Genomic DNA, 20,364 nt, shown 5'->3' on the forward strand with positions numbered 1-20,364 from the left:
TGGGTGATGATCCAGTTTGAAGACGAGAATGAGGTTCTGGCCACCGTTGCCGCCTCTGCCGGGCGCCGGTTTCTGGGGCTTGTGTCGCTGGGGCTGCTGGGGGTTCTGCTGATCTACATCGCCCTCGTGCGCCCGCCTGAATTGGTCTGGCAGATGTTCCTGATCGCCGTGGGCGGCGCGTCCCTGTGGATCGCGGACGCAATGCGCCGCGCCACGGCCAGCCGGGTTGAACTGACCCCCAAGGGCCTGCGCGACGCCGACGGCACGGTGATCGCCGCCATTGAAGATATCCAGAGCATGGACCGCGGCTTTTTCGCGTTCAAACCCTCCAACGGGTTCTTGCTGAAACTGCACAGCGGCGCGGGCGACGGGCGGATCTGGCGACCCGGCCTGTGGTGGCGCATGGGGCGGCGGATTGGCATCGGGGGGATGACGCCGGGCAATCAGACCAAGTTCATGTCCGACGTGCTGGCAACCCTGATGGCGCAGCGGGAAAAGAACCCAGAGTAGGACGCTTCCCCTTTGATCTGAAACGACAAACCCCGCAGGCGCGAACCTGCGGGGTTTGTTTTGTTTTCAACACGGTTGTGCACCGCTGCGGTGATCCGGGATCAGATCAGTTGCAGCTGTAGTAGCACACGCGCGGGGCGTAACGTGGACGGGTGAAAACGAAGTTCACGATCTCCCGCTCTTCCAGCCCGGTGTTGAAGGGCGGATCGAAGTTGGTCACGGTTTCCACGATGATGATACGCTCTTCATCGACCATGTTGGGCAGGCGGTCATTCCAGTCTGACACCGTTGCATGGTCCAGTGCTGCGATATCGCCGCGTGTGACGGACCAGTCCTTGTAGAAACGGTCGCCGTCGGCATCGTATTTCACCTGGCTGATCCGCATGTTGGTCTGACCCTGGCTGGACGCCAGATATTCAAACATCTCATGCACACCGTCGATGTAGTCGTTGTCGATCGGCAGTGTCTCGCGAGAGACCGCATCGGCAATGGTGTAGGATGCCTTCTGGTGGATCCCGTACATCCGATAGGTATCGAAGATCGAGAAGAGCGCCAAGAAGGTCCAGAACATCATAGGCATGATGATCATGGCTTCGATCGCGATGGTCCCGTCCTCGCGGCGCAGGAAGTCACACCGCAGGGCGGCACGCAGCCGGTTTTTGATCATGAGCTGTTTCATCAGGTTGGCTCCTGTACGAAGGCGGTGACAGAGATCATCTTGGCGCGTCCCTCAACGTCTTTATCAAAGGCGCGGCCCAGACCCGAGGTCGGGAAAACCGGCTTGAAGCGGACGCAGGCACGCATGATCATCATTTCATGCTGCTGGCCAAGGGCGAAGCCACGGACCGGATCGGGGTCTTGTGTCACGTCGACACAATCAGGTGTCTGATCCAGTGCAGCGAAGTTACGAGGATCAACGGTGATCATCTCAAGCTTCAGCTGCTCGTCGCATTCTTCCAGCCAGCCGGCGTTGCGGCAGATCGTGTCCTTGACCCAGTCATGGGTGATCTGCGGTGTGCCGGTGTTCAGGCGAATGGCACGCACGGCCACATCTGTTCCCCGGTCCAGCATCATGCTGCGCATGGTGTAGAGGCTCATCTCCACGGCCATCAGGAATGATGCGAACAGGAGCGGGACAAAGACGACGAATTCAATCATCAGAGCAGAGCCGTTCTCGTCCTCGCGGAAACGTCGAAAGCGGTTTGGGATAAGCTTTCTCATAGCGTCAACCTCAACTGGTTAATCTGGCGCGCAATGGCTTTGAACGCCTCGGAGATTTCGATACCTTCAACCCGGAAGAAGTGGCTGGGTGAAGAAGCACAGTTTTTCATGACGTTGGCACCGTGGTCGCTGACCTCAAAGCCGATGGACCAGATCACGATGTTCTGTGCCTTGGCCGCGTCACAGACTGCATAAAGCAGGGTGTCGCCTTTGGATGCGGAGTACTTCTGGTAGAAGAAGTTGTTGCGGTAACGCCAGCCCACGTAGTTGTCGACATACCAACCTGCGTTGTACCGGTTCCAGTGCACAATCTCGCTGTTGGAGTTGTAGTACCAGTTCTGGATACGGTCGGTCGCCACGTTCTGACCGTCTGTCATCAGGATGACAGTCTTGAAGGTCTCAGGATCCGAATAGGCGGCCGGACGGTTGGAGAACACATCGTCGATCAGATTGTCATCCGCCATGTCAGCGGCAATCTGGTTGAACGAGGGATCCAGCAGGATGGACGCCCATTTCATACCCAGAAAGATCGAGGTGTTGGCCCGCGGTTGCAGGTTGTCGATCTGGTTGTTCAGGGCAGTACGGTCCTGGCTCAGCGCCGTGATGCGCTCATAGCTGAAGCGCGGGCACACGGTTTCGTCCAGATCGTTGTAGCCTGGGTTCCAGCGTGCGAAGTGCTGCATCTGGTCGTAAGTGTTGTTCCAGTCGAGACCGGTTGTGCTGAACTGATTGTCGTCAAACTCAACGCAGTGCGAGTAGTTGTGATCGATGTTCATGTTCATGCGGCTCATGATCTCTGGACCCGCGTTCACGTGGGCGGAGTAAGGCACGATGGAAACGGAGATCAGATCCTCGCTTTCATCCTTGAGAACCGTATTCACGAATTCCTTGGCCGCCGGACGCAGGTTCTGGATGCGGCTGTTGCGCCCCATCGACCCTGAGATGTCGAGCACCAGTGAGATTTCAACCTTGTTGACCTTCTCTTCCGCTTCGGCAAAGGCCGGAACGTCCAGCGTGGGCACTCCAAGCAGATCCATGAACTGGGTGCTGACCGTGTTGGTCGCATCCACGGACACCGTGCGGTAGTTCAGCCCTTCATCCACATTCACGGAAGAGACATAGTCGCCCATGCCGGACTTCTCGAAGTAGTCGCGGACAACGGCTTCAGGATCGAGGGTTTGATCCAGGTCGGCAGCAGCAAGCACCGCGCGGTCGGCGGTGGCCTGCAATTGTGTGCGTTCCATCTCGTGGCGCATCATGTCAACACCGATGCCCCCCACAAGCACCATGATGGCGATCATGAAACACGCGAAGATCGTCACCGACCCGTCTTCATCATCGGCAAAACGCCGCTCAGCGGAAACGAGCCGGTCGCAGAGCGCGTTAATATCGCGTCGTTTGAGTTCCATACTGTTTACCTTTCATGATCCGACTCACGACACCCCCATGTCCAAGTCCGGAAATTCCTGGTTCGCTTTTGACCGGTGAAGATGGCTGAAATGGGGCAAAGCCTAGGCAAAATGACGGGCTTTGAGGAGTTTCTTGGCGATAATCTGGCACAATTGCGGTGGCTGTTTCTGAACCGTGCACAGTCGGTCTGTTTTTGCCCAAATTCGCCCGAAACCGACGATCTCGATTAACCAATTTCCAACCTGTCGCTTGGTCTGCCGGTCTGGCGGATTCTTGCCCAGTCAAACGGGTCGGCGGGGATTTGCCATCCTACCCTGCGAATTCCGCTCATCCCGGCAAAGCGGGTGGATCAGGGATGTTTTCAATTCGCTTATTAAATGTGCGAATTTTTGTCGCACTGGCTGCAACCCCACGTTAGGCTGCGTCTTGTACCGTTCCGGTTGCAAGGAGAAAGAACCGATGACACCCGCCAACGAGCCGAGTTTCCGCGACAGCGTCGACATCATGTTTAACCGCGCTGTGGCTCTGATGGATTTGCCGCCGGGGCTGGAGGAAAAGATACGGGTCTGCAACGCGACCTATACCGTCCGCTTCGGCGTGCGCCTGCGCGGCCAGATCCAGACCTTCACCGGCTACCGCTCCGTGCATTCCGAACATATGGAACCGGTGAAGGGCGGCATTCGTTTTTCCCTCGGGGTGAACCAGGATGAGGTGGAGGCGCTGGCCGCCCTGATGACCTACAAATGCGCGCTGGTGGAGGCGCCGTTTGGCGGCTCCAAAGGCGGGCTCTGCGTGGACCCGCGCGCCTATGACGAACATGAGCTTGAGCTGATCACCCGGCGCTTTGCCTATGAGCTGATCAAGCGCGACATGATCAACCCCGCGCAAAACGTCCCCGCCCCCGACATGGGCACCGGTGAACGGGAGATGTCCTGGATCGCCGACCAGTACAAGCGCATGAACACCACCGACATCAACGGCGTGGCCTGCGTCACCGGCAAGCCGACCCATGCGGGCGGCATTCAGGGCCGGACCGAAGCCACGGGCCGGGGTGTGCAATACGCGCTGCACGCCTTCTTCCGCGACAAGGACGGCATGAAGAAAGCCGGTTTCGAAAGCGGGCTGGACGGCAAGCGTGTCGTGGTGCAGGGCCTTGGCAACGTGGGCTACCACGCGGCGAAGTTCCTGTCGGAGGAAGACGGCTGCAAGATCGTGGCGATCATTGAACGCGACGGCGCGCTTTATGATGAAAACGGTCTGGATGTCGAAGCCGTCCGCGACTGGATCGCGAAACATGACGGCGTCGCCACCTATCCCAACGCCAAACATGAACCCGACGGGGCCAAACTGCTGGAAGCGGATTGTGACATCCTCATCCCCGCAGCGCTGGAAGGGGTCATTCATCTGGACAACGCCAAAGGCGTCAAGGCCCGGCTGGTCATCGAAGCTGCCAATGGCCCGGTCACCGCTGGCGCGGATGAGATCCTGCGCAACAAGGGCGTGGTGATCATCCCGGACATGTACGCCAACGCAGGCGGTGTGACGGTGTCCTATTTCGAATGGGTCAAGAACCTCTCCCACATCCGCTTTGGCCGGATGCAGCGCCGTCAGGAGGAAACCCGGCACCAACTGGTGGTGGATGAACTGGAACGCCTCAGCGCGGATTCAGGCATCGGTTGGGAACTCAGCCCGAACTTCAAGGAGAAGTATCTGCGCGGGGCAGGGGAGCTGGAACTGGTGCGCTCGGGTCTCGATGACACGATGCAGACGGCCTACCAATCCATGGCCAATGTCTGGCACGGGCGCGATGACAACATCGACCTGCGCACCGCGTCCTATCTGGTCGCGATTGAGAAAGTCGCAGCGAGCTACCGCGCCAAAGGCCTCTGATGGGCCTGGCGACGACACTGCGGGGGGCGGTGGCAGCGATGCTGCTGCTGCCCTCCGCCGCACAGGCCGAATTCGCGGTCTACGGAGAGGTCGAACTGGCAGGCCTCGCGCGGGTGAATTGGCCGTTGAGCCGTGTGGCGCTGCTTGACGCAATGGTCTGCAACGTGAACGGCCCAGACGGCTTTCTGACAGTGCGCAGCGGGCCGGATACCTCCTTCCCCAAAGTACGCGCCTTCAACCGGCTGGCGATCCTGACCGTGGATATCCGCGAATGGTCGGGCAATTGGGTGCGTATCGTGGATGGCTACCGCACGGTGACGCAGAACGGCATCTCCCAGCCGGTGAAGGAACTGCCGGTCTACGGCTGGGCGCACACAGGGTATCTGTGCGACTTCTATCACTGAGGCCGGGCGAAAGGCTGACGCTTTTTGAGGAATAGACGCCTGTTTGCAGGCGGACAGGGGACGGCGATGGGGGTAAGCTGGCCCCATGAAAGATGCTCTGCCAGACAACGACACGCTTTATCACGCGCTGCTCACCCGCGACGGCGCGTGGGAGGGGCGGGCCTATGTCGGTGTGACCTCTACGGGGGTGTTTTGTCGGCTGACCTGTCCCGCGCGCAAACCCAAGCAGGCCAATTGCGTCTTTGTCGGATCGGTGGCAGAGGCGATGCGCGCAGGCTTTCGCGCCTGCAAACGCTGCCACCCGATGGGGCCGGAGGCGCAGGGCGATCCCGGTGTCGCGCGCTTGCTCAAAGCGCTGGAGGCGGCACCGGAGGAACGGTGGTCCGAAGCGCGGCTGCGGGCGCAAGGGTATGATCCCTCCACCGTGCGCCGGGCGTTTCAGCGCCACTTCGGCATGAGCTTTCTGGAGATGGCCCGGCAGAGCCGCCTGCGGCTGGGTGCTGCGGCTTTGCCAAAGGGAAAGGTGATCGAGGCGCAGATGGATGCGGGGTTCTCCTCCCCCGCTGCCTTCCGGGCGGCATTCGGCAAGTGGTTGGGGTTGGCACCGGGGCGCTTTGCCAAGGACGCGCTGCTGCGGGCAGAGCTGATCGACACGACGCTGGGCGCGATGATTGTGGTTGCCTCCGCCCAAGCGGTGCATCTGCTGGAATTCACCGAACGCCGCGCGTTGCCGGGGGAATTGCGGCGGCTCTACGATCACGCGAAAGGGTCGCTGGGGTTCGGGCGTTTCGCGCCCACGGACCGGATCGAGCAGGAACTGGCTGCTTTCATGCGCGGCGACAGCCCGCAGTTCACCACCCCGCTCGCCCCCCTTGGCCCGCCTTTCGCGCAAAAGGTCTGGACCGCCTTGCGCACCATCCCGGCGGGGGAGACACGCAGCTATTCCGGCCTCGCTGCCCAGATGGGCCGCCCGGACGCCACCCGCGCAGTGGCACGGGCCAATGGCGCGAACCCGATTGCCATCGCCATCCCCTGCCACCGGGTGCTGGGCGCGGATGGGGCCTTGACGGGCTACGGCGGCGGGCTGTGGCGCAAACAGGCTTTGATTGAGATGGAGCGGGCCTATGCCCGCGAAAAGACAGGAGTTGAAGGATGACGGACAAGGCAAAGGCGTTTCATGCGCTGCACGTGAAGGGGACGCCGCTGGTATTGTGGAACGTCTGGGACGCGGGATCGGCCAAAGCGGTGGCAGAGGCAGGTGCCAAAGCAATTGCCACAGGCAGCTGGTCCGTCGCCGCCGCCCAGGGGTTCGCCGATGGAGAGGCGCTGCCGCTGGAGGACGTGCTGCGCGCGGCCAGACAAGTGGTCGGAGCGGTCGATCTGCCGGTGAGCGTGGATTTCGAAGGCGGCTATGCGGTTGCGCCGGAGGAGATGGCAGAGAACCTCAGCGCGCTTTTGGAAACCGGCGTGATCGGCATCAACGTCGAGGACCGCATCGTCGGCGGCAAGGGCCTGCACGGCATCGACGCGCATGCCGCCCGTCTCGCCGCCCTGCGCGCTGCGGCGGATGCGGCAGGTGTTAACCTCTTCATCAACGCCCGCACAGATGTGTTCTTTCAAGGCAAGGACGCCCCGCCTGCCGGTGACCTGATGGCCGAAGCACTGGAGCGCGCCGCCGCCTATCACGCGGCTGGTGCCAGCGGGTTGTTTGTGCCGGGGCTAGGCGATCTGGACCTGATTGCCCGGATGGCGGAAGAACAGGCGCTGCCGATCAACGTCATGCGGATGGGCGACAAGGTATCGGTAGAGACCTACGCGCAAGCCGGAGTCGCAAGGATCAGCCACGGACCGGGGCCGTATCTGGCCGCGATGAAAGCCGTGACCGAGGCTGCGCTCATCTAACTCGGATCAGGCATCGCATCGCCGATCTCCTTGTAGATGGCGGTGCAGATCGTCTCCATCTCAATGGCAAAGAAGTTTTTCGCAGCCTTTTCATTGGGATGGAACGGGTCCTTCACCCGGCCTGACTTGTTCAGCCGGAAGTATTGCTTGTTGCCCTGATTGGCCGCAACCGTGCGCGGTGTGGCCCCTTCGATGAAGGTGCACTCTGCACCCGCTTCCTCAAACGCCCATTTGATGTTGGCCTGCGCCTTCAGCCGGCGTTTGATGATCTTTTCGGAATAGGCCGGCGCAGTGGTCATGAAGATACACGGCATGCCCGCCGGGATCTGCGCCATGGTCTTTTGTACGTCCTCCAGCGCCTTTTCGCGGCTGGTCCCCCAGCGTTTGGTCGCATTGCCCAGAAAGGACATCAGCAGCAGACGGGGTTTGTAATAATCCGGCGCGAACATCGCCTCAAAGGCGGATTTGCCCGGTTTGCAGAACTGATAGGGCTTGCCGCGCCCGATCTGCACATATTTGTGGCTGGAGCGGTTGATGAACCCGAAGGTGCCCGCATTGGCTTTCCACTTTTTGTCCACATCACAGATCGCCCCCTTGCCGCGCCCCTTGCGTGCTGTCCATGAATGCAGGGAGGTTGAGCGCACACCGATCACGGCCACTTTCATCTCTCCCAGCGTCTTGAGATCCTTGGCTTGCGCCTCTGTCGGGGGGCAGTGGGTTTTGATGTTCTCGAAGAAGTCCAGAAAGGCGGGGCCGGAGCCGAAAGGGATCTGGCTGTCGCCCAGAATGACAATATCGGGAGAGACGAAGTCTTCTGCCTGCGCAGGTGTGGCCAGCAGAAGGGCGGAGAGAAGGGCAGGGATCAGGCGCATGGGGTCTTTCAGTCGGTCAGGGCGGCCCGCAGACCGGTGCAGAGGGTGGATTGATTGGCGGCCAGGAACCGCGCGGCAGAGGCTGCGGTGGGATGGGTCGCGTCCGTCACATTGCCCGCAGCATCGGTGCGGAAATTCTCAGGGCGGCCTTCGATGGCCTGCAAGGTCTCCGGGGTGATGCCGGGCGCAAAGCTGCATCTGCCGGAGGCGCTGACCGCCGCGCCAAGGTTGTCCTGCGCGATGCGCCTGCGCTGGTTTTCCGCAGGCGCGAAAGCGGGGATGGTGGTCATCACCATGCAAGGCAGGTCGGGCGGCAATTGGCGCATCGCATCCTGCCAGTCGCTGCGCGCCACGCCCGCGTTCTGCCAGCGCGCCGTGGCATTGCCCAGAAACGCCAGAATGATCAGGTCGGGATCGACATGGTCGGCAGCCGCCTTCAGCGGCGTGGTGCCGCCACCGCAATAGGGATAGTCCGCCGTGCCGATCTGCACATAGCTCAACCCCGCAGAGCTGACCCCGTAGCTGCCCGCATTCACGCCATAGGTCTGGTCGACCTCACAAATCGTGTCCCGGTCCGGCGCACTGCGCGCCGTCCAGTTGTGCAGCGCGGTGGAGCGCACCCCGATGGCTTGCGCGGTGGCGCGCGCATAGGCAGGAGGCAGGCCCGCGCAGGTCTGCCCGAGGGATTGCAGGAATTGGATGTACGGCCCACCCGCGCCGAAGGAAATCTGGCTGTCGCCCAGCATCAGGATCTGCGCCGTGCCGACCTGCTGCGGGGGCAGGGACGGTGGTGCCGGTGGCACGGGCGCGCGGATCACGGCAGGGGTGCAGGACAGCATCGCCAGCGCAAGGGCGGCGCAGATCCAAAGGGGGCGGTGCAACGTCATGCCCCGGATTGGACGCGAGGTTGTGGTTTTTGGGAAGCGTTTTTTTGGGCCGGTGACAGGAAGGTGATGGGCGCGTGCCCTGCCTGCGGCGATCAACCTGCGGGGGTGTCGCCCCTCAGAACCACTGCCCCGGCTCCATCAGCCCCAGATCCAGCAATTGCCGCGAATGCCATTCAAACGGGGCGGAGTTGTGCCATTTGAAGGTATGAATGTCATACCGGCTGCCCGGATTGCTTTTGAGCGCCTTGGCGGCGCGGAACGAACAGATCGCGGCGGTGATGTTGTGGTGCCAGGGGCAGGCGTAGGTGTTGTATTCCTCATCCTCGAAGGTGTGATCGTCGCGCAGGCGCAGGCCTTTCTTTGCGCGAAACAGCGGGATGCGGTCGATCTTGCGGCGCGCGGGGGGCACGTGTTCCTCAAACCGCCAGCGCAATCCGCCGAAGAAATCCAGCTGCCGCTCTTTCGGCTCCCCCCCTTTGTTCATGTCCGCCCGCGCCAGCGCGTAATACCCCGACCGGTCCAGATGCGCCTCATCCAGTGACACCGCATCGGGGTAGGTTTCCAGATCACCGGCATAGAGGTCGATCACATAGGCCAGCATCGCATGGCGCCGTTCCTCGGTATGAAAGGCGAGCATTTCTTTGACGTTGCGCGTCTCACAGAAGGGAAAGAACAGGTATTCGGCGTTGAAACAATAATAGACCCATTGCCCCGGCACCGCGTCACTGACCGTATCCACCGCCCGCTCCATCGCGCGGTCGGCATACATGTCATAATCGACCCGCAGCACGGTCAGGGCCAGATCGGCAGGCAGATCAAAGTCGCGCGGCATCAGCGCCACGACACTGTCAAACCCCATCTGCTGGTGGTGGCGCAGGGTGGTCGCAATCTCCACGTCATCCTCCACCATGATCAGCGCCACGGGCCCTGCCGCCAGCGCGGCCTGCTCCGCCGCGATCATTGCGGAAAGGGAAGGATAGCTCATGTCTGCTCTCATATTGGTTTTGTGCACCAGAATCGGTTAATTTCGCCTGCATTGCAAGCGTCCAGACACGCTGTTAGACCCCGCCCAATCCCAACCTCACGCAGGTGCCGCCATGTCCGCCCCGAAGAAGCTCTTTATCAAGACCTACGGCTGTCAGATGAATGTCTATGACAGCGAACGCATGGCCGAAGCGCTGGGCGGGCAGGGGTATGTGGAAACCTCTGAGGCGGCGGAGGCGGATATGATCCTGCTCAACACCTGCCACATCCGCGAAAAGGCGGCGGAGAAGGTCTATTCCGAACTGGGCCGTCTGAAGAAGCTGAAGACCGACAAACCGGATTTGAAGATCGGCGTCGCGGGCTGTGTGGCCCAAGCCGAAGGCGAAGAGATCATGCGCCGCCAGCCTGCCGTCGATCTGGTGGTCGGGCCGCAAAGCTACCACCGTCTGCCCGCGATGGAGGAACGTCTGGCGAAGGGTCAGACCGCTCTGGACACCGACTTCCCCGAGGAAGACAAGTTTGAGCACCTCAAGAGCCGCCCCAAGGCCCGCCGCGCGCCGGCAGCCTTCCTGACGGTGCAAGAAGGCTGCGACAAGTTTTGCGCCTTCTGCGTGGTGCCCTACACCCGGGGTGCCGAAGTCAGCCGCCCCGCCGAACGTGTGATCGCCGAAGCGCGCGATCTGGTCGAACGCGGCGTGCGCGAAATCACGCTACTGGGCCAGAACGTCAACGCCTACCACGGCGGCATGGGGCTGGCGGCGCTGATCCGCAAACTGGCCAAGGTCGACGGGCTGGAGCGCATCCGCTACACCACCAGCCACCCCAACGACATGGAAGACGACCTGATCGCCGCCCACGGCGAGGTGCCCGAACTGATGCCCTACCTGCATCTGCCCGTGCAATCCGGCAGCGACCGCATCCTCAAACGCATGAACCGCAAGCACACCGCCGAGGGCTATCTGCGCCTGCTCGAACGCTTCCGCGCCGCGCGCCCCGACATCGTGCTGTCAGGCGATTTCATCGTCGGCTTCCCCGAAGAGACGGACGCCGATTTCGAGGCGACGATGCAGCTCGTCGAAGAGGTCAAATACGGCTACGCCTATTCCTTCAAATACTCCGCCCGTCCGGGGACCCCTGCGGCAGAGCGTGCAAACGTCGACCCGGATGTCGCCGACGCCCGCCTGCAACGCCTGCAAACGCTGATCACAAAACACCAGCGGGAGGTGCAGGACGCCATGGTTGGCCGTGAGGTGTCTGTGCTGGTGGAGCGTGAAGGCCGTGAGGCCGGGCAGGTCGTGGGCAAATCCGATCACCTGCATTCGGTGCATATCGAGGAAGCAACCGCGCAGGTCGGCGACATCGCGCGGGTGCGGGTGGTGGCGTCGAAGACCAACTCTCTGTCGGCGGTGGAGGTTTGAGGCCAAGGTCGGCTGAGTGGGACTTAGCACTACTTCGCTGCGCTTGCGCCAATGTCCGGTTTTTCGCGTTGGCTGGTTAGTCCACGATAACGACCTGTCCGGTCAAGGCACCTTCAACGCATTTTGCATAGGCCAGCCCGACATCATGGGATGAAACCGGCTTGTGACCCTGAAACCATGCGCCATAGCGAGGCGCGGACACGTCGAGCATTCCGGGACTGACGACATTCACTCTCAGCCCCCGTGGTATCTCAATCGCGGCACCTTTGACGAAGCCCGCCAACGCACCGTTTGCGGTCGCTGCATTTGTCCCCATGCGGATTGGGTCACGATCAAGCACGCCGCTTGTCAGCGTGAATGACCCGCCATCAGCGGTGAAGTCGAGGCCAGCCAAAACGAGGTTAACCTGTCCCATGACCTTTTGCTGAAGACCGACCATGAATGACTTCTGATCCATCTCCGCTAAAGGCGCGAAGGTCGCATCGCCCGCACATGACACAACTGCATCAAAATCGCCGACTGCCTCATATAGCGATTTCACCGCAGATATGTCGGCTACATCAACGCGATAGTCTCCGCCTGAGCGACCAACCTTGATGACTTCATGCCTTTGCTCAAGCTCCTTGCAGGCGGCTTGTCCAATATCGCCAGCCGCGCCAACCATGATTATTCTCATGTCTGATCCTTCATTATATCATCATACTTTTTCAGTTTTTGGTCTAGGATCGTGCGGCAGAGGTCCAACTCTGCCTGGCGGTCTTCAAGGCTCTGCCTATGTGCAAGGAGTGCGGCCCTGCGCTCGGGGACTGTGCTGTCACCTGATGCGTAAAGGTCCGCGAATGCTCGCATTTCTGCCGTGGGCATCCCGGTCGCGCGCAAAGATGCAAGCAACGCCAGCCAGTCTGAGTCCGTCGTTGAAAACCTGCGCTTCCCGTCAGGGCCGCGCTCTATGAACGGGCACAGCCCCGATTTCTCATAGAAACGTATTGTGGGGATACTTAGCCCCGTGCGCTCAGCAACTTCTGAAATTTTCATGCGTTCTGATCCTTCCGTCCGGCTTCATACCGACCTGAAGCTACGTTAGGTTAAACGCTTTCTTTCAGAATTGTCGTGGAAGCCGACACTCGTGCATCTCGCAGCATCTGTGACATTGGACTCAAAACATGCCATCCCACAGTTTCAGCCGGCCTCATGCGCCCCTTCTGCTGCCACCGATCTCGGCTGTTCGGGACAAACCCGGCCTCAAACGGTTTGGCTGCTGGTGATGTAGGATCCTCTCGCCTGTGCAGCGATCTTGGGTCTGCGATGCGGCAAAAGCTGGCAGACCGGTCCGTCGCAGCCGGGGCGCGCCTTGAGCACATGCCGCGCTGTCCCCACGACCCGCATCGGCAATCGGGTCACCTGCAAACGGGCCTTATCCACGCAAGGTCATTGTCGTCGCGCCTCAGGCTGGTCTTGATGACACCCGGGTTTCGGCAGGCATACCCCGATACGCGCAGCGGCCAGCGACCCAGGTTCCCAGAATTGCCGGAGCCGCGCCATTGGGCCAGTCCACCAAAACGAGATCCGCGCGTTTGCCAAGTGCGATCTCACCCCGGTCGGGCAGCTTCATCGCTTGCGCAGGCCCGGTTGAGACCAGGGACCAAAGCGAAAGGCGGTCCGCGCGGCGCTCTGCGTCCAGTCTGACGATGGCCGCAAGCATGGATGGATAGAAATAGTCAGAGGCCAACGCATCACACAGGCCCGCCTCAACCATGTCGCCTGCACCGAGTGAGCCGATATGGCTGCCACCACGCGCTGCATTGGGGGCTCCGAAGATGATGGGTTCACCTGCCGAACGCGCTGCCTTTACCGCCTCCATGACCATGGGAAATTCGGCGACGTTGGCGCCCAGTTCACGGTAGTAGGCGCGGGTGTCGGCCCGAGTGTCATCATGGCTCAGCATCGGGGCACCGGCATCCAGGCCCATTTGTGCGACCTTCGCGATGACGTCCGGCACGTCACCTCGCCGGTCCCAGACGTGGGCCAGAAGCGCGATGTAATCCTCTTGGCTCAGACCCGCGCGATGCGCCTTGGAGGCTGTGCGCGCCTTCATCCGCTCATCATCCAGCGCCGCAATCGAGAAATCAGGCGACAGTTCAAACGCGCGATCCTGAAGGGACATGTCATAGGCGCGCATCGTCATGGATGTGTGGTCGTTGAACGCGATGGACGGCAGCAGCGGCCCGGAAAGCGCCCATTCGATGACGTCCAGTGCCTCAAAGGCGAAGGTCTCCCAGCGCAGCTGCACCCGGTTCTCCACCGTGAGCCGCGGTGCCAGATCGCGCATCGCCTGTATCAGATCGCGGCCGCGTGCAACGTCGCGCAGGCCCGGTTCCCATCCAAGGGTAATGGCGTGATAGGCCGTCGCGATGCCGTTGGACGCCAGTTGTCTGTCCGTATCTATCAGCGCCGTTTCAGTGGGAAAGAAAACGCCGGGCCGGGGCATCAGCTGGCGTTCAAACGCATCGCCGTGCACGTCGATCAAGGCAGGGGCCAGGATCAACCCGCGCGCATCTATCACCTGACCTTGGGCGGGACCGCCAATCTCGGCAATCTGGCCCTCCGCCACGGTAACGGTTGTTTCCGCAATCTCGTTCGGCAGGTAGACCTGCGCGCCTTCAAAGGTAATCATCTAGAGCCGTTCCAAGGTCAGGTGCCAGTGCCAGGAGCCGGGTTTGTCATGCTCCCGGTCCTTCAGACTGAGGCACTCGAAGCCTGAGAACAAGGCCAGGAGGTCAGCCGCAGAGCAGAAGTAGTGTGGATGGACCTTGTCGGTGCCCGGTGCATCAAAAACCCAGGCGTTGCGGCCGATTTCGCGGCCCCGATACCTGGCCTGTTCATGGGGCAGGCGGCGTTTGGACAGCATGGTGCCCATATAGCTGCCGCCAGGCTTCAGGACCCGCCGGATTTCAGCGATGGTGCGCAGCAGGACGTCCTCGTCCCCGTGATAGATCACGTTCCAGCTCAGCACATGATCGAAACTGTGATCCTCAAAAGGCAGGCTGTCCATCCGGGCCAGCACCGTTTTTACGCCGCCTGACGTGGCAATCTCGTCCAGACCCTCGGGGGCTGCATCCAGGGCTGTCACGTCGAACCCTTGGCCTGCAAGCCACAACGCATGACGTCCGACGCCTGCGCCCAGATCGAGGATGCGTGCACCTTTCGGCAGCCCGGTTGCCCAGACCTTCACGTCCTCTTCGGGGGTCAGCCATTTGCTTCCCGGCTCAATGCCCGCCCACTGGTCATTCCAGTGCTGATCGGCTGTATCTGTCTTCACCTTTGTTCTCCGATGATTTTGGTACGGGTCCAGCCGCTCAACTGTTCTATTCCGATAACCACAACGGCGATCATCAGGATCACCGTCATCGCCGTGGGGTAGTCGAAAAGATCAAAACCGACCTTCAGTTCGATGCCAATCCCGCCTGCGCCCACCAGACCAAGGATGGTCGATGACCGCATCGCTTTTTCCAGAGCGTAGAGCGAGGTTGAGATAAAGGCGGGCAGGGCGGCGGGGATGGTGGCGCAGGCGACCACGTCGATCTTGCGCGCACCAGTGGCCGTCAGGCTTTCGGCTGGCCCCCTTTCGGTCGCTTCCATGTCGTCGGCAAAAAAGCGTCCACAAAAACCGATCGTGTCGATCACGATGGCCAGCATGCCCGCAAAAGGGCCAAGCCCCACAGCGACAACAAAAACCAGCGCCCAAGCGATGTCGGGCACGGCACGGATGAAACCCAACGTTGTGCGCACAATCTGGTTGGCCCATGGCGCAGCGATCAGCCCGCGCGCCGCCACAAGCGCAACGGGCACCGACAGGATGACACCGATCACGGCCCCAGCGACAGCGATTTGCAGTGTTTCAACCATTTTCCAACCCAACCGGACCAAAACGTCCGGCTCAAGGTTCGGAGGGAACGCGCGGGAGGCGAAATCGGCAAAGCGTGGCGGGGCGCTGGCGACTTTTTCAAGCGAGAACCCGGCACCTGCGAGGCACCAGAAAATGATCGACACACCCAGGATATAGCCGAGGAACGCAAGGGCCGACGGGCGCTCAAAGCGTTTAAGTGCGGCGTCAGTCATAAAGCCCCCGCAGGTCTTCTGCACTCAAGGAGGCAGCGGTTGCGTCAAGCTGCATGCGGCCTTGCGCCAGGCCAAGCACCCGGTCGCCATATCTCAGCGCATGCGCGACGTTGTGAGAGGTAAAGACGACCGTGACCCCTTCGTCCCGGACAAGACGAAAGAACAAGTCCATCACGTCCTCGCCTGCGGCGGGGTCGAGTGAGGCGCAGGGTTCATCGGCAAAAAGCACCTTTGGTGCACCGACAATGGCGCGCGCGATCGCGACCCGCTGCGATTGTCCGCCCGACAGACGGTCCGCGCGGCGGCCCGCAAATTCCCCCAGTCCCACACGTTCCAACGCATGCAGGGCAGCCGCAGGAGAGGATTGCGGGGCCAGCGTATGGCTCCAGTGGCGCATGCCGGGGTGTTTCCCCAACAGCCCGTGAACGACGTTTGAAAGCACACTCAGGCGCGGCACCAGGTTGTGTTTCTGAGAAACCAGCCCAGCCTTTGCCCTCAACTGACGCAAGGCAGCGGCACCCGACGTATCGGTCTGCTGACCCAGCAAATGCACATTGCCGCCGGTCACCGGGATAAGCCCCATCAGGCAGCGCAGCAGCGTGGACTTGCCGGTCCCGTTGGCGCCCACCAGCGCCACCGCCTCGCCGCGCGCCAGACGAAAGCTCACGTCGGAGAAAACTTTCGTCTTGCCAAAGTGTTTGGTAACGCCGCGCGCTTCGATGTCGACGGGTGACACCGGCGCAAATGCCGCCCCGGTGGGTTCGGACTGCGCAAGGGGCGCAGCCCGTTTTGTGACGACAAGATCAGTCACCGATGAAGTTGTCGAACTGGGGGAAGCCCGCGTTTGAATACATCGAGCGCACGTAGTCATAGGCGCTGTCATCAATCGCGACGAGGTCCATGCCGACATATTTGTCGTTCTCTTCATGGGCGGTGATGCCGGCAATGATCTGGGTCTTGTTTTCAAGTATCGCGTTCTTGACCATCTCTGCGGCTTCAGACGGCACATGCGCGCCCACCATGATCATGTCATTGGGCAGATCCCCCGACCGCGCGATCATCTTGAAGAAGCCGTAAGGCAGGTCGGTCTCCTTGTTCCGCACGTTCAGCCAGGAGCCGGCGTTGGAGCCAATGGCGTCCACGTCGCCTGCCTTCAGCGCCTCGTGGGCGATGTTGCGCGAGGTGTGGGTCCTGTCGATGTCATTCACAGGATCGACACCGTGATCGGCGAGCACCTGCATCGGGCACAGCATATTCGATGTCGAACCGATATCGCCGAATGCAACCTTTTTGCCTTTCAGGTCGGCCGGCACGTTGATGCCACTGTCCGCGCGCACGATGATGGCGCAGTGATAGTCCGGGCGACCCAGGCCGATCAGGGGCGTGGCATTGGTCAGCTTGTTCACAACGACATATTCAGCAGGGCCTGACACCACAAAATCCACCGTCTCGCCGCGCAATGCCTCGGCTGCCGCGGTGCGCGAGTTTACGGCGTAGAATTCAAATGTGTCGCCCGTTGCGGCTTCCAGCGCATCCTTGAAGGGCCCCCACTCCAGTTGCAGGCGCTCCATGCCTTCGACGTCCGTGACGGCCAGTTTCCAGGTCTCCGCCGCGACGGACAGGGCGGATACAGCGGCAAGGCCGATACCGAGGATAAGTGATCTGAGGTTCATAAGTCTCTCCAGGTTGGGGGGGGTAGGTTGAGGGTTTCGGGGACAGCCTTGAGTGGCAATTGACGCTACAAGTCGAACCTTTCGGAGCTGTCAGTGAAGTCATGCAGGTGCACCGTGACCTGATCCTCCCCCAGCAGAACCACGCCGTAAGCGGCAGGTTCGAAGGTGCCGGAGATGCGGTCTTTGGGACCACCTAGGTCAAGCGCGACCTGATGGTTCAGCCCGCGCATGCATGAATAGCTGATGCCGCGCCAGTTGCCCCAGATGGCACGGTGCACATGGCCGAAAAACAGGTGGCGAATGCGGGCGATGTGCGGTGCGATTACGTCGAAAAATGCCTCGGCTTCGTGCAGCATGATCCGGTCCATGGCGGGGATCCCTACCGGACAAGGCGGGTGGTGCATGAACATCACAATGGGATCATCCGACCCGTCGAGTTGTCGCCGCAACCAGTCACGCCGCAGGGCGCAATAGGCCCCGCCCGCGCCTTCGGGGGCCTTGGTATCAAGCAGCAGAAACCGCCCGGCCTCTGTGTGGAGCACCGTTTGGACAAACCCGTTTTCGTCTCTTGGTGTCTTGGGAAATGCCGCTGCGAACGCCGGTGTGTCGTCATGGTTTCCCACCATCAGATACGCGGGCACGTGCAGCTTACCCATCTCACCAGCGAAACGCGCATAGGCGTCAGCATCACCCCAGTGGGTCAGATCCCCTGTCACCACGACAAAGGCGGCATCACCATGCGCGTCGTTGATCGACTGCACGGCGCGCGCCAAAGCAGCCGCAGGGTCTTGGCCATAAAGCAAGCCGCCGCCAACAACGTGTGTATCGGTGAGATGGATGAATTTCATTCTGCCGCCACCGGCTTGGCCCAGTCATCCCATGCGGTGCCGGTCTTGTGCACCGGCCCGTCCCAGGCAAAGGGGATCTGGTGGATGGTGGTTGCCCCCTCATCAACCACAAGGACGAAATAGGCGGGGGGCAGTGGACCGCCGATCAACATCTCCGTCTCCCGCAGATCCGGAATGGACTGGTTCCCGGTCGAAGGCACGCTGGCGAAGGGAATGCCGCAATAGGTGCCGTGGATCGGCGCGTGCACATGGCCGAAATGGAGGTATTCGATCCGATCCTGATAGGCTTCAAGGATCGCGCGGAAACCGGGGCGGTCTGCGGGCACCAGGGCGATTTTGTCTTCCGCGGGCAGGCCCAGCGTCATCGGGTTGTGGTGCAGAAACAGCCGTGCGCGGGGGGCACCCTCAAGCGCCTCTGCAAGCCAATCGCAGCGGTCCGCGCCAAAGTGGCCCGCATGTGTCTTGGGCGCGCATGTGTCGAGATAGATCAGCCGCAGCCCATCCACGTCATCGGTGTAGTTGATGTACCCGGAGGGATCTGCCGGGTGATCGGGAAAGGCGCTCTGAAACGCCCCGCGATCATCGTGATTGCCAATCATCAGGCGAACCGGCACGACAAAATCATCAATCGCTTCTTTCAGCGCGCCGTATGCCTCGGGCTCCCCCCAATGGGTCAGATCACCGGTGATGATCAGACGCAGGGCATCGCTGTGATGGGCCGCGACATGCGCCAGAGCTTGCGCAAAGCGTGCATGGGGATCGAGGCCGCCCATCTGTTCACCGGGCACGCTGAGATGGATGTCGGACATGTGGATGAGCTTCATGGCGGCTCCTGCTGTGTTCAAAAGTCAGATTTCGTCCAGAACGTGCGGGGGAGAAAGATCCCCCCCGCACGGGTCACCGCATGCTCAGCCGTTTGGCAAAAGGTCAGCAACCTCTTCCACCATCTCTTGCTGAAGCGCGTTCATGTCGGTGGCATCCCCCGTCACGATCCGCTCAATGCTGTCATAGATCACTTGCGTGATCGCCAGACCGTTGTCGCCGGGATAGGCAAGCCAGTCGCGCAGCAGGGGCAGCTGATCCACTGCTGTCTGCTTGTTGGGGTTCTGCTCGTAGAAATCGGCGAGGATGATCTCATTGGCGGCCTTGTTGGGCGGCATGTAACCTGTCGTTTTGGCCACTTCCGCCGCGCCATCGCCCGACGTGATGTACTTGAGCCATGTCCATGCAGCGTCACGCACCTTCGGGTCGTCCGAGGTAGAGGTCAGCATCGCCGCGTTACCCCCCGCAGGCAGGCCCATCGGCGCGCCATCGAGGCCCGGAAACGGGCCGGTCACGAGTTCGAAGTCACCTTGGCTCCGCTCCACGGCACCCAGCGCGGATGTGGACCAGAACATCATACCAATGTCACCGGCTGAGAAAGAGGACAGCGCCGCTTTCCATTCGAGGTTTTGCATCTCGCATTCCGTGAAAATCTCTTGCATCTGCTCAAGAGCGACCAGCGCCTCTGGGCTGTCCAGCGTCACGCGGCCGCCGTCAACAATTGCGCTGTCCTGGCTCCACAACAGGGCCTGAACGAACCAGTTGCCGGTGATGTTCCAGCCCCAGAAAATCGGGTTGTCGATGCCGTTGGCTTTCATGGTCTTGCAGGCTGCGATCACTTCATCCCAGGTGGTTGGCAGCTCTTCGATGCCACCCGCGCGCAGGATGTCTATGTTGTAGTATCCCACCGGCAGGGAGATGGAGAACGGCAGGCCATAGACGGTGTTATCGAAGGTCGACAGCGACAGCATCGCCTCGTGATACCCGTCCTTCTCGAAATCGGCCTCCGAAGCGATGAAGGGCTCCAGCGACTGCGCGATGCCCTTGTCGATCAGCGGCGCCTGACGGTTCAGACCCTGCATGGTCACATCGGGCAGGTTCCCTGCAACCGCTTCGCGGAGGATTGTGTTTGTGGCATCCTCGTAGCTCTCGTAGGTGGCGCGAAACTTCACCTCGATGTTCGGATGGGCTTCCTTGAAGGCGGGCATCATCGCCTCATAGGTCACGTCAAAGAGGTGGCTGTAGGGATAGGCAAACTCGATCGTTACCTTTTCCTCGGCGAAGACGGCGCTGGCCGACAATACCAGGACCATTGCAGTTGTGGTCAGTTTCATTAGGTTTACTCCTGTTGCTGAGGCCTGACGGTTTGGCGATTGGCAGACCTCAATGATTTTCCCCTGCAGG

General features: G+C 61.1%; 23 protein-coding genes. 6 read left to right on the forward strand and 17 right to left on the reverse strand.

Annotation, left to right across the window (positions count from 1 at the left end; genetic code table 11):
- Positions 1-6: 6 nt before the first annotated feature.
- On the forward strand, positions 7-510 hold the full coding sequence (locus Q1A91_RS05100) for a hypothetical protein (protein ID WP_299873869.1): 504 nt from the start codon (positions 7-9) through the stop codon (positions 508-510).
- Positions 511-616: 106 nt separating this feature from the next.
- On the opposite strand, the gene Q1A91_RS05105 is transcribed toward Q1A91_RS05100, so the two are convergent.
- The 3 genes from Q1A91_RS05105 to Q1A91_RS05115 are packed head-to-tail and all read right to left on the reverse strand — an operon-like array spanning position 617 to position 3,140.
- Positions 617-1,189, reverse strand: a complete 573-nt coding sequence (locus Q1A91_RS05105) for a hypothetical protein (protein WP_299873872.1) — start codon at positions 1,187-1,189, stop codon at positions 617-619.
- Positions 1,189-1,731, reverse strand: a complete 543-nt coding sequence (locus tag Q1A91_RS05110; RefSeq protein WP_299873874.1) for a pilus assembly protein — start codon at positions 1,729-1,731, stop codon at positions 1,189-1,191. Before Q1A91_RS05110 ends, Q1A91_RS05105 begins: the two co-directional genes overlap by 1 nt.
- A complete protein-coding gene (locus Q1A91_RS05115; RefSeq protein WP_299873876.1) occupies positions 1,728-3,140 on the reverse strand; it encodes a pilus assembly protein TadG-related protein in 1,413 nt (470 codons plus the stop codon). The genes Q1A91_RS05110 and Q1A91_RS05115 overlap by 4 nt, the downstream gene beginning before the upstream one ends.
- A gap of 460 nt (positions 3,141-3,600) precedes the next feature.
- Here Q1A91_RS05115 and Q1A91_RS05120 point away from each other — a divergent pair, with 460 nt between their 5' ends.
- The 4 genes from Q1A91_RS05120 to Q1A91_RS05135 all read left to right on the forward strand — a co-directional run bounded on the left by Q1A91_RS05120 (position 3,601) and on the right by Q1A91_RS05135 (position 7,337).
- Positions 3,601-5,031, forward strand: coding sequence for a Glu/Leu/Phe/Val dehydrogenase (locus tag Q1A91_RS05120; RefSeq protein ID WP_299873878.1), 1,431 nt, complete (start codon positions 3,601-3,603; stop codon positions 5,029-5,031).
- Entirely contained in the window at positions 5,031-5,435 is a 405-nt protein-coding gene (locus tag Q1A91_RS05125) for an SH3 domain-containing protein (protein ID WP_299873880.1), read from the forward strand. The genes Q1A91_RS05120 and Q1A91_RS05125 overlap by 1 nt, the downstream gene beginning before the upstream one ends.
- 85 nt (positions 5,436-5,520) lie before the next feature.
- Complete coding sequence (locus tag Q1A91_RS05130; protein ID WP_299873882.1) at positions 5,521-6,591, forward strand: bifunctional transcriptional activator/DNA repair enzyme AdaA; 1,071 nt, start codon at positions 5,521-5,523, stop codon at positions 6,589-6,591.
- Positions 6,588-7,337 (forward strand): isocitrate lyase/phosphoenolpyruvate mutase family protein, encoded by a 750-nt coding sequence (locus Q1A91_RS05135; RefSeq protein WP_299873885.1) that lies wholly within the window; start codon positions 6,588-6,590, stop codon positions 7,335-7,337. Before Q1A91_RS05130 ends, Q1A91_RS05135 begins: the two co-directional genes overlap by 4 nt.
- Here the strand turns inward: Q1A91_RS05135 and Q1A91_RS05140 are convergent.
- The 3 genes from Q1A91_RS05140 to Q1A91_RS05150 all read right to left on the reverse strand — a co-directional run bounded on the left by Q1A91_RS05140 (position 7,334) and on the right by Q1A91_RS05150 (position 10,081).
- Complete coding sequence (locus Q1A91_RS05140; RefSeq protein ID WP_299873888.1) at positions 7,334-8,209, reverse strand: SGNH/GDSL hydrolase family protein; 876 nt, start codon at positions 8,207-8,209, stop codon at positions 7,334-7,336. The genes Q1A91_RS05135 and Q1A91_RS05140 overlap by 4 nt on opposite strands.
- Positions 8,210-8,217: 8 nt before the next feature.
- Entirely contained in the window at positions 8,218-9,096 is an 879-nt protein-coding gene (locus tag Q1A91_RS05145) for an SGNH/GDSL hydrolase family protein (RefSeq protein WP_299873892.1), read from the reverse strand.
- Positions 9,097-9,211: 115 nt separating this feature from the next.
- Positions 9,212-10,081, reverse strand: a complete 870-nt coding sequence (locus Q1A91_RS05150; RefSeq protein ID WP_299873895.1) for a hypothetical protein — start codon at positions 10,079-10,081, stop codon at positions 9,212-9,214.
- Between the two features lie 112 nt (positions 10,082-10,193).
- On the opposite strand from Q1A91_RS05150, the gene miaB reads away from it, so the two are divergent.
- The gene (gene miaB, locus Q1A91_RS05155) at positions 10,194-11,498 is read left to right on the forward strand and encodes a tRNA (N6-isopentenyl adenosine(37)-C2)-methylthiotransferase MiaB (RefSeq protein WP_299873898.1); all 1,305 of its coding nucleotides are present in this window, start codon (positions 10,194-10,196) and stop codon (positions 11,496-11,498) included.
- Between the two features lie 76 nt (positions 11,499-11,574).
- Here miaB and Q1A91_RS05160 read toward each other — a convergent pair whose 3' ends face one another.
- The 11 genes from Q1A91_RS05160 to Q1A91_RS05210 form a co-directional block, all read right to left on the reverse strand.
- A complete protein-coding gene (locus tag Q1A91_RS05160; RefSeq protein ID WP_299873903.1) occupies positions 11,575-12,174 on the reverse strand; it encodes a short chain dehydrogenase in 600 nt (199 codons plus the stop codon).
- Positions 12,171-12,533 carry a MerR family transcriptional regulator gene (locus tag Q1A91_RS05165; protein WP_299873906.1) on the reverse strand — a complete coding sequence of 121 codons (363 nt, stop codon included), beginning with the start codon at positions 12,531-12,533 and terminating at the stop codon, positions 12,171-12,173. The genes Q1A91_RS05160 and Q1A91_RS05165 overlap by 4 nt, the downstream gene beginning before the upstream one ends.
- 207 nt (positions 12,534-12,740) lie before the next feature.
- Positions 12,741-12,920 carry a hypothetical protein gene (locus Q1A91_RS05170; protein ID WP_299873910.1) on the reverse strand — a complete coding sequence of 60 codons (180 nt, stop codon included), beginning with the start codon at positions 12,918-12,920 and terminating at the stop codon, positions 12,741-12,743.
- A 22-nt stretch (positions 12,921-12,942) separates the two neighbouring features.
- Positions 12,943-14,172 (reverse strand): alpha-D-ribose 1-methylphosphonate 5-triphosphate diphosphatase, encoded by a 1,230-nt coding sequence (locus tag Q1A91_RS05175; protein WP_299873913.1) that lies wholly within the window; start codon positions 14,170-14,172, stop codon positions 12,943-12,945.
- Positions 14,173-14,817, reverse strand: coding sequence for a bifunctional 2-polyprenyl-6-hydroxyphenol methylase/3-demethylubiquinol 3-O-methyltransferase UbiG (locus Q1A91_RS05180; RefSeq protein ID WP_299873916.1), 645 nt, complete (start codon positions 14,815-14,817; stop codon positions 14,173-14,175).
- Positions 14,814-15,617, reverse strand: a complete 804-nt coding sequence (phnE, locus tag Q1A91_RS05185) for a phosphonate ABC transporter, permease protein PhnE (RefSeq protein ID WP_299873919.1) — start codon at positions 15,615-15,617, stop codon at positions 14,814-14,816. Before phnE ends, Q1A91_RS05180 begins: the two co-directional genes overlap by 4 nt.
- The gene (locus Q1A91_RS05190) at positions 15,610-16,428 is read right to left on the reverse strand and encodes a phosphonate ABC transporter ATP-binding protein (RefSeq protein ID WP_299873922.1); all 819 of its coding nucleotides are present in this window, start codon (positions 16,426-16,428) and stop codon (positions 15,610-15,612) included. Before Q1A91_RS05190 ends, phnE begins: the two co-directional genes overlap by 8 nt.
- Entirely contained in the window at positions 16,421-17,290 is an 870-nt protein-coding gene (locus tag Q1A91_RS05195; RefSeq protein ID WP_299873925.1) for a PhnD/SsuA/transferrin family substrate-binding protein, read from the reverse strand. The genes Q1A91_RS05190 and Q1A91_RS05195 overlap by 8 nt, the downstream gene beginning before the upstream one ends.
- Positions 17,291-17,355: 65 nt before the next feature.
- Entirely contained in the window at positions 17,356-18,138 is a 783-nt protein-coding gene (locus Q1A91_RS05200; protein WP_299873928.1) for a phosphodiesterase, read from the reverse strand.
- The gene (locus Q1A91_RS05205) at positions 18,135-18,962 is read right to left on the reverse strand and encodes a phosphodiesterase (protein ID WP_299873931.1); all 828 of its coding nucleotides are present in this window, start codon (positions 18,960-18,962) and stop codon (positions 18,135-18,137) included. Before Q1A91_RS05205 ends, Q1A91_RS05200 begins: the two co-directional genes overlap by 4 nt.
- Positions 18,963-19,046: 84 nt before the next feature.
- Positions 19,047-20,294 (reverse strand): ABC transporter substrate-binding protein, encoded by a 1,248-nt coding sequence (locus Q1A91_RS05210; RefSeq protein ID WP_299873934.1) that lies wholly within the window; start codon positions 20,292-20,294, stop codon positions 19,047-19,049.
- Positions 20,295-20,364: the final 70 nt, after the last annotated feature.

Source organism: uncultured Sulfitobacter sp. (assembly GCF_947500075.1).
In the GTDB taxonomy this organism is placed as follows: Bacteria; Pseudomonadota; Alphaproteobacteria; order Rhodobacterales; family Rhodobacteraceae; genus Sulfitobacter.